General features: G+C 56.2%; 10 protein-coding genes. 3 read left to right on the top strand and 7 right to left on the bottom strand.

Annotated features, from left to right (window positions below; all coding sequences use genetic code 11):
* A partial coding sequence (locus ABD013_RS16465) for an FAD-binding protein (RefSeq protein ID WP_343808489.1) occupies positions 1-395 on the top strand: 395 nt, incomplete at its 5' end.
* Between the two features lie 190 nt (positions 396-585).
* Positions 586-2,232, top strand: a complete 1,647-nt coding sequence (locus tag ABD013_RS16460; RefSeq protein WP_343808486.1) for an electron transfer flavoprotein-ubiquinone oxidoreductase — start codon at positions 586-588, stop codon at positions 2,230-2,232.
* Between the two features lie 84 nt (positions 2,233-2,316).
* On the opposite strand, the gene ABD013_RS16455 is transcribed toward ABD013_RS16460, so the two are convergent.
* From ABD013_RS16455 to ABD013_RS16445, 3 genes are all read right to left on the bottom strand, one after another.
* On the bottom strand, positions 2,317-3,222 hold the full coding sequence (locus tag ABD013_RS16455; RefSeq protein WP_343808483.1) for a porin: 906 nt from the start codon (positions 3,220-3,222) through the stop codon (positions 2,317-2,319).
* Between the two features lie 284 nt (positions 3,223-3,506).
* Positions 3,507-5,087, bottom strand: a complete 1,581-nt coding sequence (locus ABD013_RS16450) for a BCCT family transporter (RefSeq protein WP_343808479.1) — start codon at positions 5,085-5,087, stop codon at positions 3,507-3,509.
* 57 nt (positions 5,088-5,144) lie between these two features.
* On the bottom strand, positions 5,145-5,924 hold the full coding sequence (locus tag ABD013_RS16445) for an enoyl-CoA hydratase-related protein (protein ID WP_343808476.1): 780 nt from the start codon (positions 5,922-5,924) through the stop codon (positions 5,145-5,147).
* A 339-nt stretch (positions 5,925-6,263) separates the two neighbouring features.
* Here ABD013_RS16445 and ABD013_RS16440 point away from each other — a divergent pair, with 339 nt between their 5' ends.
* Positions 6,264-7,220, top strand: coding sequence for a GlxA family transcriptional regulator (locus ABD013_RS16440; RefSeq protein WP_343808473.1), 957 nt, complete (start codon positions 6,264-6,266; stop codon positions 7,218-7,220).
* A 115-nt stretch (positions 7,221-7,335) separates the two neighbouring features.
* Here the strand turns inward: ABD013_RS16440 and ABD013_RS16435 are convergent, their stop codons facing one another.
* From ABD013_RS16435 to ABD013_RS16420, 4 genes are all read right to left on the bottom strand, one after another.
* On the bottom strand, positions 7,336-8,082 hold the full coding sequence (locus ABD013_RS16435) for an amino acid ABC transporter ATP-binding protein (RefSeq protein WP_425543420.1): 747 nt from the start codon (positions 8,080-8,082) through the stop codon (positions 7,336-7,338).
* Positions 8,083-8,194: 112 nt separating this feature from the next.
* Complete coding sequence (locus ABD013_RS16430) at positions 8,195-9,622, bottom strand: aldehyde dehydrogenase family protein (protein WP_343808467.1); 1,428 nt, start codon at positions 9,620-9,622, stop codon at positions 8,195-8,197.
* 32 nt (positions 9,623-9,654) lie between these two features.
* Positions 9,655-10,875, bottom strand: a complete 1,221-nt coding sequence (locus ABD013_RS16425; protein WP_343808464.1) for a pyridoxal phosphate-dependent aminotransferase — start codon at positions 10,873-10,875, stop codon at positions 9,655-9,657.
* Positions 10,876-10,885: 10 nt separating this feature from the next.
* Positions 10,886-12,514: a 5-guanidino-2-oxopentanoate decarboxylase gene (locus ABD013_RS16420; protein WP_343808461.1), complete on the bottom strand. Its 1,629-nt coding sequence runs from the start codon at positions 12,512-12,514 to the stop codon at positions 10,886-10,888.
* Between the last annotated feature and the right edge of the window lie 94 nt (positions 12,515-12,608).

Below are 12,608 nucleotides of genomic sequence, written 5' to 3'. Positions count from 1 at the left end.
TTGGCGAAGAGATGGCACAGTCCGACCGTCCGGAACTGACTGCCGCCAAGGTCGTCGTGTCTGGTGGTCGTGGCATGGGCAATGGCGAGAACTTCGCCATTCTGGAAAAACTGGCCGACAAGCTGGGTGCCGCGGTGGGCGCGTCCCGTGCCGCGGTTGATGCCGGTTTCGTGCCCAACGACATGCAGGTCGGTCAGACCGGCAAGATCGTGGCACCGGAACTGTACATCGCCGTGGGCATCTCCGGTGCGATCCAGCACCTGGCGGGCATGAAAGAGTCCAAGATCATCGTGGCGATCAACAAGGACGAGGAAGCGCCGATCTTCCAGGTGGCAGACTACAGCCTGGTGGCCGACCTGTTCGAGGCGGTGCCGGAGCTCGAATCCCGGCTGTAATCGCAAGTAAATCTGCTCTCCATCCGCTTTGCCCTGGACTCGTTATGAGTACAGGGCATTTTTTTCACTCTCTTTTGTAACAAGCCAAAGGTGTCCGCAGCACCTTTGTGGGTATGTCTTGAGGGCTCAGCCTTGAGGGGAAAGTCTTTGAGGGTAGGCCTTTTAGGAGTAAGCCTTTTAGGAGTAAATCATGCGCGAATCAATGGAATTCGATGTGGTCATCGTCGGAGCCGGTCCTGCCGGGCTGTCCACCGCCTGTCGCCTGATGCAGCAGGCACAGGAAAACGAACAGGAACTGACGGTCTGTGTGGTAGAAAAGGGCTCCGAAGTGGGGGCTCACATCCTGTCTGGTGCCGTGCTCGAAACACGGGCGCTGGATGAACTCTTTCCCGACTGGAAAGAGCAGGGCGCACCGCTGAACACCGCGGTGACCGAAGACGAAGTCTACCTGCTCAAGGATCCCAGGAAGGGCACCAAAATCCCCAATGCCTTCGTGCCAAAAACGATGCACAACCAGGGCAACTACATCATCAGCCTGGGCAACCTGTGCCGCTGGCTGGCGGAGCAGGCCGAAGCGCTGGGCGTCGAGGTGTTCCCGGGCTTTGCTGCCGCTGAAGTGCTGTTCAATGCAGATGGCAGCGTCAAGGGCGTGGCTACCGGCGACATGGGCGTGACTGCCGAGGGTGAGCAAGGCCCCAACTACATGCCGGGCATGGAGCTGCACGCCAAATATACCGTCTTCTCTGAAGGCTGCCGCGGTCACTTGGGCAAGCAGCTGATCGATTGTTTCGAACTCTACAAACAGAAGGACACCCAGCATTACGGGCTGGGCATCAAGGAACTCTGGGATATCCCGGCGGAGCAGCACAAGCCCGGTCTGGTGGTGCACGGTTCCGGCTGGCCGCTGGACAAGGATACCAGTGGCGGCTTCTTCCTCTACCACACCGACAATAATCAGGTGGTGGTGGGTCTGATCATCGACCTGAACTATCAGAACCCGTATCTGAGCCCGTTCGACGAGTTCCAGCGGCTGAAGCACCATCCGGTACTCAAGCGTCACCTGGAAGGCGGCAAGCGCGTGTCCTATGGCGCCCGAGCCATCGCCAAGGGCGGCTACAACTCGCTGCCCAAGATGACCTTCCCGGGCGGTCTGCTGATCGGCTGCGATGCCGGTACGCTGAACTTCAGCAAGATCAAGGGCACCCACACGGCGATGAAGTCGGGCATGTTGGCGGCCGAGGCGATCTTTGATGCACTGAGCAAGGGCGACGAAGGTGGCCAGGAGCTGAGTGGCTTTACGGATGCCTACAAAGCTTCCTGGCTGTATGACGAGCTGTACCGCTCGCGCAACTTCGGCCCGGCGATGCACAAGTTCGGCCAGTTGATGGGCGGCGCGTTCAACTACATCGATCAGAACTGGTTCGGCGGTCGTATCCCGGTGACCCTGCACGATAATCATCCGGACCATGCGCGGCTCAAACCTGCTGAGTATTGCGAACCGATCCAGTATCCCAAGCCGGATGGTGTGCTCAGCTTCGACAAGCTGTCCTCGGTGTTCCTGTCCAACACCAACCATGAGGAAGACCAGCCCGGTCACCTGAAGCTGGCGGATGCCGACATCCCGTTGCAACAGAACCTGAAGATCTTTGCCGAACCGGCGCAGCGTTACTGCCCGGCGGGCGTGTACGAGATCGTAGAGGACGAGGGCGGCAAGCGCTTCCAGATCAACGGCCAGAACTGCCTGCACTGCAAAACCTGCGACATCAAGGACCCGGCCCAGAACATCACCTGGGTTACCCCGGAAGGCATGGGCGGCCCCAACTATCCAAATATGTAAAAAAGCCGAACATGTAAAAAAACACCGCTTCAGGCCGGTTGGTCTGAAGCGGTGCTCTGAAAGGGGAAGGTGTTGGTCGAGCGGTTAGAAGTTGAAATTGACGCCGACGTTTAACTGGTTGGAGTCTTCGACACCGTAGAGACTGCCATCCCATGCCATGAATTCAGCCCAGAGCAGCACCTGATCGTGCAGACTATGCTGGTACGCCAGGATGGCGGCGGTGAAGTCCTCGTCGGAGTTCTCGGCCTGGAAGTCTGACAGCCCCAGGGTGTAGAGGTTCTTGCCGGACGGGAAGCCGATCAGGGCATCGATACCGGAGCCGCTGCCGTCCCGGTCGAGGTAGGCGCCGTTGATGTAGAACGCATCCTGGCTATAGGATGCCGAGACACCGTAGGTATTTTCGTCACCATCTACCAGGCTGGCACCGGCGCCCACAGTCAGGTTGCCAAGTGTGTAGGTGGCACCTAGCTGGGAGATGTCCTCGGTACCCTCTTCGTCATTACCGATCTGCTGCAGTGCCTTGATGTTCAGGCCTCCCAGGTCAGCCGAGCTGTAATACAGTGCATCTTCCAGCCTCAGCACGCCATCCAGGGTGTAGTAGACCGGAGCCGAGTTCCACCACATGTAATCGCTGTAGTAACCGACAGTTTCATAGAAGGGGGCATCGACCTTACCGACGGCGAAGGTACCGTAGTTCTGATGCTTGAGGCCGAGGTGTCCATAGCGCATGTCACCTACGGTGTCGTTATTGGCCAGGTCGAGGGCGACTTCATATTTCGCAAAGGCGCTCAAGTCCGCGGACAGGTCATAAGACCCCTTAATCCCGACACGGGAGGCAGCATCTTTAAGGTCATTTTCGCCATCACTTTCTGTCTGCTCAATCATCAGACGAAGGCTGCCGTAGACCTCCAGACCGGTATTGGGAATCTCGTATGCATAGGCAGGAATAGTTGCGAATAGTACAGCGCAAGCAAGCAGTTTTTTCTTCATCAATTTTCGCTCTTTTTATTCTAGTTTGTTCGGTTTTGATTCTGAGATTTAATTTCCTGATCAGGAAATACAGACTTATTTTGATTGCTGGGGTTTATTACAGTTGCCAATTTTGGACATATTTGTGGCATTTGCCGACAGTTGGTTTTATATCGACAATTTTTTGTCTGAAGGTAATTCCAGTTAAATAAAAAAGCCTCCACCTTAAAGGAGGAGGCTTTATCGGCTGGTTAAAATGAGGTCGATGCCGGTACTTTAAAATAGGCCTGGTACCGGCATTTTTATTAGACCGCTTCCATCTTGTCGCTGACGGAGACAGGCTGATACTGGAGCTGCAGACTGGCTTCAGGGTAGTCTTCTCGCAGCCAGCGCAGCAGGGAGATGAACGTCATGCCCATGATGAATACCAGCGGGATACCCACCATCAGACTGGCGGTCTTGATCGGCGCCAGGCCACCCTGGCTCATCAGGATCAGGCCGGTTGCGCCCAGGGCAATCGCCCAGAACAGACGGTTCATGCGTGCAGGCTCCTGGCCATCATGAATGGTTCGAGAGGTGATGGTTGCCAGTACATAGGCCGAGGAGTCGACGGTCGTACCCGAGTAGACAAAGCCCACCAGCACAAACAGCGGCAGTACCAGCCATTCCAGCGGCAGCTGCATCAGCACGCCCAGAATAGCGGCGGATTCACTGCTGTTCTTGATGGTGTCCAGTACCGGGAAGGTATTGTTGAATTCGGCGTACATCATGTTGTTGCCAAACAGCATGAAGAACAGCATGCAGCCGGCACTGCCCGCAATCGTGACCGTCAGGCCAATATCCTGGAAGGTGCGTCCCTTTGAAATTCGGGCGATGAAAATACCCATGTAGGGACCGTACGCGACCCACCAGGCCCAGTAGAAAATGGTCCACCACTGCGGGAACATGCTCTTGCCAATAGGATCGGTATAGAAGGTCATGCGCAGGAATTCCTGCAGCATAAGGCCGAAGCTGTCGGTGAACAGGCTGATCAGGAAATAGGTAGGTCCGCCAATGAATACAATTGAGCAGATGAGTATCAGGGCAATCAGGTTGATGTCACTGAGTACCTTGATGCCCTTTTTAAGGCCCAGTGTGACCGAGGTAACAAAGATACAGGTCCATATCGCCACGACAGTCATGTCAATTGCAAAGGTGTGCTCCACGCCCAGCATGCGGCTCAGGGCTTCGGCCAGCATAGGCGTACCTGAAGCCAGGGTGGTACCTGTGCCGCCAACAAGTCCAAAGACCAGCAGGATATCGATCAGTTTGCCGAGGTTGCCCTTGGCATTTTTCTCACCGATGACGGCGGCACAGGCGCTGCTCAGGCGAAGCCCGCCCTTTTTACGGTTGTAGTAGGCATAGCCAATGGGGAAGGCGGTCAGGCTGTAGAACGCCCAGGCCAGGGGGCCCCAATGGAACATGCCGTACATGGCGGCATATTCAGCCGCTGCCTGACTTTTGGGTTCAAGACCAAAGGGCGGAGCGGCGTAGTAGTACGTCCACTCGATGGATGACCAGTAAATCAGCGAGGTACCGATACCGGAACAGAAGAACATGGCGATCCAGCTGATGCGGCTGAATTCGGGCTTGGCGTCGGGGCCGCCCAGTCGCACATGTTTGTACTTGCCAAGCGATAACCAGAGAACGAGTACAAAGAAGATGGCACCCGCCCAGGTGTAGGCGAAACCAAACTGGTTGGTGGCAAAGTTGAAAATGGTCTTCAGCGTGTCTTGAGCGCCTTCTTCAAACACGATCAACGAGATGATGGCAGACACGACAATAATACAGGCGGGCCAGAATATTTTTTTGTCTATCGGGACTTCAAACGTCTGGTTAGTGCTCATTCTGTTGTTCTCATAATTGTTATTGTGTTGGTATAGCAGTGGCTGGGGGGCCGCAGATCAGGCCGAGAACTCAGCTTTCCTTTTTTCCAGGAAGGCAGTGGCTCCTTCCTGAGAGTTACCGCTTTGAAGCATCTCCATGAATTTGGGCCAGGATCGACTTCTAAGCGATTCGAAGGACTCATGGAAGCCCATTTGCTCTGTGATCTGGGCGGCTTCCTTGATGGCGGCAAGTGAAAGGGGTGATGCCTGCAGCAGTTCATGGGCCAGGTTTCGAGCGGCGTCCATCAGCTGTGCAGCGGGGACCACCTCGTTGATCAGCCCGAAGGATGCCATGTGCTGAGCACTGAAACGTCGTCCAGTCATCAGCATCTCCATCGCCACAGGGCGTGGCAGCAGCTTGGGCAGCATGATCGTGGCGATATCGGGCGCGAAACCCCGTCTCACCTCGGGCAGCATGAATTCGGCATGGTCGGCGGCGATGACAAAATCGGCACGCAGCAGCATCTCGAACCCTGCGCCAACGGCCAGTCCGTTGACTGCGCAGATGACGGGCTTGTACAGGTTTTGCAGTTCGGTGAAGCCGCAAAAGCCGCCTTCGCCGTAGTCACCGATGTAGTCTTCACCGGCGGCAACGCCGTTCAGATCCCATCCAGCGGTAAAAAACTGTTCTCCGGCGCCAGTCAGAATGGCTACCTGGAGCTCGGGATTATCCCGGAATTCGGCGAATGCCTTACCCAGCTCACGGCTAAGTTGAGTATCGATTGCATTGGCTTTGGGTCGATCAAGGGTAAGCTCAAGCACGTTACTGTTAATTGTTTTTATCAGGCCATAACTCATTTAATGCCCCTTATCCAGCATTGTTTATTCTGAGTGCATATTGCCAAAATGAAGCTTAAACACGTTTTCTGGTATAAAAACCTCTTATGGAGAGTGGACAGGCCCGATATTGAAGCATTTACGCACCCCCAATGTTCGGTTATGAGACATAAATGTTGCATTTGTCGTCAAAGTACCGCAGGATTCATTTAGCCTCGTAATTCAAGGCAGGGCGGTGAGAACAGGCTGTAGGCTTTTATCATGCTTCAATGATTCGTAGTTGTTTTATCGGATCTGGCACTGCCACGGCTGCAATGGCTCAAAAAATTATAATAATTGTAGTGCTTATAAGGTGTTATCTTGAAACATTACTGCTTTCTTCTGTTGCCGGAATTTAGCAACCTCTGTCTTTTCAATTCGATCGAACCTCTTCGGGCTGCAAACAGCTTTACCAGTGAGCCGGTATACCGCTGGTCCCTGGCTTCTCTGGATGGACAATCTGTCCGCAGCTCCAGCGAGTTTGACATCAATGTCACTACCACCATCGATGACGCCATTAATAGTGGCGATGTCGATGCCCTGATTATATTGGCCAGTTACAATTACAAGTTGCACACCAGCCCGGATGTAATTAAAAAGCTGCGTCTGGCGCGGCAACATATTCCGGTGCTGGGCGGCTTTGATGCCGGCAGCTACCCCTTGGCCAAGGCTGGCCTGCTGGATGGTTACAAGGCGACCATCCATTGGGCCGAAGTGGACACCTTCAGCGAAGAGTTTCACAAGGTCGATGTGTGTAACAATCGCTATGTCCTCGATCGGAGTCGTATCACCTCGGGTGGCGCCACCGCAGCACTGGATCTGATGCTGGCGATCATTCGCCGGGATCATGGGGCCGAAGTCGCCATTTCGGTTTCGGACCTGCTCATCTTTGATACCGAACGTTCAGAAAGTACTCCTCAGCGCGAAAGGGTGCCTTCCATGATCGAACAACAGTCGCCACGCCTGGCGCGGGCGATCAGGCTGATGGAACAGAACTGTGAACTGCCCCTGCCGATTGCCGAGATTGCCAGCAAAACCGGTGTCTCCCAGCGTCAGCTGGAGCGTGACTTCAAGGAGTACCTGGATACCACTGCGACTCAATACTACTCGCGGTTGCGTGGTCAGCTGGCCAAACGCTTGCTGACCGAGACCAGCCTGAGTATTACCGAGATCGGCATCCGTACCGGCTACAACTCGCGTTCATCCTTTATTCGCACCTACAAGCGGCTGTTTGACAAGCGTCCTTCGGACGAACGTCGAAGAACCTTGCACCATTAATGCCCTTCAGGCCCCTCACGGGTGAGCCCCGACAGAGGGGGATTGAACTGGGCGTTTTGGGAAGATGGCTAACCGGAAGAGGTTAGCCATCGCGACAGGCCTTGCTGGCTAAGCCCTAGTGGCTCAGAACCTGACTGAGGAAGTCCCGAGTACGCTCGTGCTGCGGGTGGGCAAAGAAATCCTCCGGGTTGTTCTCTTCGATGATCTGTCCCTGGTCCATGAAGACAACGCGGTCGGCCACCGTTTTGGCAAACCCCATCTCATGAGTCACGCACACCATTGTCATGCCATCGTTGGCCAGCTCCACCATCACTTCCAGTACTTCTTTCACCATTTCCGGATCCAGCGCTGATGTGGGTTCGTCAAACAGCATGATTCTGGGTTTCATGCAGAGGGCGCGTGCGATGGCGATGCGCTGCTGCTGCCCACCCGAGAGCTGTCCCGGGTAGCTGTGGGCCTTGGCCACCATATGAACGCGTTCGAGATACATCATGGCCAGCTCCGTGGCCTCTTTGACCGGCATCTTGCGCACAATGGTCGGGGCGAGAATCAGGTTTTCCAGTACGCTCATGTGGGGGAAGAGATTGAAGTGCTGGAATACCATGCCCACTTCACACCGGACCTGCTCAAGGTTCTCCAGGTTGTCATTGAGCTCAATGCCTTCCACCAGTATCTGACCCTTGTGGTGTTCTTCAAGCCGGTTGATACAGCGGATCATGGTGGATTTTCCTGACCCGGAAGGACCACAGACAACTATTCTCTCGCCCTTGTAGACGTCGAAATTGATATCCCTGAGGGCATGGTAATCGCCGTACCATTTCTGAACGTTCGAGAGGCTGATCATCAGTTCCTTGTCAGCCATGACGGCCGGAGATGCTTGCTCAAAGAGATGTTGCGGCTCATGTTTCATAGAAAATCCTCAAAATATTTTTATTAGAATGAGTTCTGAGCGTTTTTCGCCTCTGGCTGCGAGGCTAGCCTCTCGGTAGCTGGATGGCTTTAGTTTCTGTGAATTCACGTAAGCTATCCAGTCCCCATTCACGGCCATTTCCCGATTGCTTGTAGCCACCAAAGGGGGCCTGATAGTTGAACGCCCCTCCGTTGATAAAAACCTGGCCTGACTGCAACCGCCGAGCAACCTCGAGAGCCTGTTGCTCTGAGTCGGCCCATACCGCTGCTGAGAGTCCAAACACGGAATCGTTGGCGATGCGGACAGCGTCATCCAGGTCCTGGTAGGGGATCATGCAGAGTACCGGGCCGAAGATCTCTTCCCGCGCAATGGTCATGTTCGGGTGGACATCGGCAAAGATGGTTGGCTTCACATAGTAGCCGGCCTCGATTCCGGCTGGCTTGCCAAGTCCACCGGCGATCAGGCGAGCGCCTTCATTGATGCCTTGCTGGATATAACGCTGGACAACCTGCTGCTGCTGTCGAGACACCAGAGGTCCCATAAAACTGGCAGCTTCCTGTGGTGAGCCAACCTTAATCTGTTCAGCGACCTGCCGGGCATGGCTAACGGCTTCCTCATACCGGCTTGAAGGCACCAGCATGCGGCTTAAGGCCGTGCACGTCTGGCCCGAGTTGATCATGATATCTTCAACGCCGTATTGTACAGCGGCCTCAAGGTCAGCCTCCGGGGTGATAATCAGCGGTGACTTGCCTCCCAGCTCCTGACATACCCGCTTGACCGAGTTTGCCGCGCTTTGCGCGACCTTGATCCCGGTCTGAGTCGAGCCGGTAAACGAGATCATATCCACGTCGTGGTGAGTGCACAGCGCTTCTCCAACCAGATGACCAGAACCACTGATCAGGTTGAACACACCTGCAGGCAGGCCTGCATCTGCGCAGATCTGCGCGAGCAGGTACGCGCTCAAGGGGGCTTCCACACTGGGCTTTACGACCATCGTGCACCCGGCGGCAAGCGCCGGACCCACCTTGCCGATCAGTTGATGGAGCGGGTAGTTCCAGGGGCTGATCAATGCGCACACGCCGACAGGCTCCGTCACAATCAGCGAGTTGCCGATCTGCTCCGTTTCATCCAGCTGGTGAGCATACTGAATATAGGATTCCAGGCCTGCAATGGGGCCGCGGACCTGGATCTCCAGTGCCAGGTGAGCCGGCATGCCTAGTTCGCGTGAAATCAGCTCGGCAAGCTCGGTTTCACGTTGTTTCAGCCGTTCAGCGATTGCCGAGATATACCGGGCACGTTCACGGCCAGGGGTGGTGGCCCACGCAGGGAGGGCCGTTTTGGCGGCTGCAACAGCGAGGTTCACGTCATCAAGGTTGCACTCCGCCACCGAGGTGATCGGCTGCTCGGTCGCCGGATTGATCACCGGATATTCCGCTGTGCTGGCGGAATCGACCCAGCGGCCAGCGATATATAACTGCTTGTAATGGGTCACTTGCTGCTCCTGAAGAGGGTCAAGGTTGCTGATCAGGCGATGGCAGAAATCGCCTGGCCCTGGTCCTGGGCTTCAGGGGACTGCCGCAAATGTTCGATGCAGGCCGCCAGGCGTTTGCTGGCCTTGATGAGCTCTTCTTCCGGCACAGCCAGACTGAGGCGGATATGACCTTCACCTGAAGGGCCAAAGGCATGACCCGGCAAGGCGGCAACATCGAATTGATCCAGCAATAGTTCGGCAAACGCCTGGCTGCTCAAGCCGGTACTGCGGATATCCACCATCAGAAACATGCCCGCTTCGGGCAGATGGCAATGAATGCCATCGATCTTCTGCAGGTGTGAATAGAGGGTGTCACGGCGCAGCCGATAAGCCTGCTTCATTGCATCAAGCTCGGGCAGTTCAGAGGTTAGCGCTTTCTTGGCCGCCTCCTGGATAAAGGTGGGACTGCCGAACAGCATGCATAACGCCAGGTTGCCCAGATGCTCGGTCAGGGCTGTCGGCCCTACAACCCAACCCAGTCGCCAGCCGGTCATCGCGTGCGATTTGGACAGGCTGTTGATGGTGATCGTGCGCTCGGCCATACCGGGTAAGCCGCAGGGGCTGATGTGCTCCTTGCCGTAGCTGACAGTGGAATAAACCTCATCGGAAATGAGCCACAGGTCATGCTGCTGACAAAGTCGGGCGATCGCCACCAGGGTATCCCGTGGCAGCATGGCACCGGTCGGGTTGCTGGGGCTGTTCAGCAGAATTGCGCGGGTTTTGTCGCTGATGGCTGCTTCGATATCTTCGGGTAGCACCTGGAAGCCGTTTTCGGGCCGCATCGGTACGTTGACGACCTTGGCACCCGTTGCACCGACAAGCGCAGCGTAGGTTGTGTACATGGGTTCGGGGATAATGATTTCGCTGCCCGGCTCAAGAATGCATTGGGCGGCTGCGTACAGTGCGCACTGGGCGCCGTTCATAACGACAACCTGGTCCTGGTCCACGTTCAGGCCAGTTGCTTTGCTGTGTCGCTCAGCAATGATCGAGCGGAGTTCAACATCACCGACCACATCGGCATAGTGGGTATCGCCTGCCAGCAGGCTGGTGACCGCCGTATCGACAATGGATTGGGGAGTATCGAAGTCAGGATCACCCACCGCCAGAATAACCACATCCTCACCCGCTTTTTGGCGAGCTGCCGCGCGGTACAGGATTTGCCAGGCGTTGGCCGCATCGCCGCCGATACGTGTTGTCAGAGCTGAATACTTCATTACTAAATCCTTATGCAGTCTGGGGCTTGGAAACGCTGGATTCGTTAAGCTCGATCAGCGTGGGGCCATTGAAGGCGAAGCTGGATTCCAGCGCGGCCTGAAGTTCCTGCAATGAGTCCGGGACATAGGTACGGCAGCCAAAGGCTTCCGCCAGCTGGGCAAACTTCGGATTGCGTGGTGACACGCCGATGGGTTCGATATCGCGATCGATCATATCGTCACGGATCTGCCCCAGACTGTCGTTGTTCCACAGAAGAATCACGAACGGGGAGTTCAGCTCTTCGGTTGCGGTCGCCAGTTCCTGGATCGTATAAAGGATGCCACCGTCACCCGCCAGCACGAGGGCCGGGCGCTCAGGGGCGGCAATCGCGGCACCCACTGCTGCGGGCAGGGCATAGCCCAGGGTGCCGTATCCGGTCGGGTGCAGCCAGGAGCGAGGCATATCCACATCAAACAGGTAGTTGCCGGTGTACGCGATCTGGGTCATATCTGCGGCCACAAAGGCGTTAGACGGCAAGGTGTTCGCGACGACTGAAAGAATCTGCTGGTGAGTCTGCTGCAGGTCTGCCAGCTCATTCCTGATGCGGGTTTTCAGGTTGGGCAGGGCGTCGGACTTCGACCAGGGCGCGCTGTGGCTGCCCAGAGCAAGCTGTAATGCACTGAGGGTTTCCCGGGCATCCGCAACGATGGCGATATCGGCGCGATAGAGGTCGTTCATTTTGCATGGGTCAATATCGACGCGAATCAGCTTGCCAGCCAAAGGCAGCTTCTCTCGCCACATGTCCGTTTCGGCCAGTTCAGTGCCGACCGCCAGCACCACATCGGCCTTGCTGATGAACTCCCAGGTGGGCTCTACACACAGGGTGGCGCCGGCACTCAGCGGATGCTCGCTGGCCAGCAACCCTTTGCCCGCGACGGTAGTGAACACCGGGGCCGCCAGCTTCTCGGCCAGAGCCTGAAGCTCAGCTGCAGACTCGACCGCTCCGCCGCCCGCAATAATGCAGGGATTTTTGGCGGTGCCGAGCAGCTGTGCGGCAGCGGCAACATCCTGTGCGGCGGGTGCCGGGCGTCTGGCCAGCCGGACCGCATCAGCTTCCCAGTTTTCATCGACCGGGGTGGCCAGAACATCCAGCGGCAGCTCAATAAACACGGGTCTTGGGCGTTCGCTGGCAAAAACGGTAAAGGCACGCGCCAGCAGCGCCGGAATGTCATTCACGCAGAGCGCGGTTGCGCTGAAGGCCGTCAGTGGGGCAATGATGTTGCGCTGGTTCTGCGTCTCATGCAGCTCACCGCGGCCTTTTCCCAGTGACGGGGTGCGGTTCACGCTGCTGATGACCAGCATCGGGATAGAGTCGGCATAGGCCTGACCGATCGGTGTGGCGATGTTGGTGACACCGGGGCCGGTAATGGTAAAGCAGACCCCAGGCTTGCCGGTAACACGTGCGTATCCATCAGCCATGAAACCGGCACCCTGTTCATGGCGCGTCAGCACATGGCGAATATTGCTGCCGGCAAGGCCTTGATACAGATCCAGAGTGTGGACACCCGGGATGCCGAAAACAGTCTCAACGCCGTAAGCTTCAAGCAGTCCTACCAGTGCCTGACCGCACGTTTTGGATTTCTTATTGTTAATTGTCATGGTTGGGTCCGTTTATTATCTGCTTGTTGTACTTTTGTACAATATGGTTTCAAAATTTTTTGGCACACGCCCTCAAGGCCGGACCGGTCGATCC

It is taken from the genome of Marinobacterium maritimum (genome assembly GCF_039523155.1).
Lineage (GTDB): Bacteria > Pseudomonadota > Gammaproteobacteria > Pseudomonadales > Balneatricaceae > Marinobacterium > Marinobacterium maritimum.
This window is presented reverse-complemented; position numbering and strand designations above follow the sequence as displayed.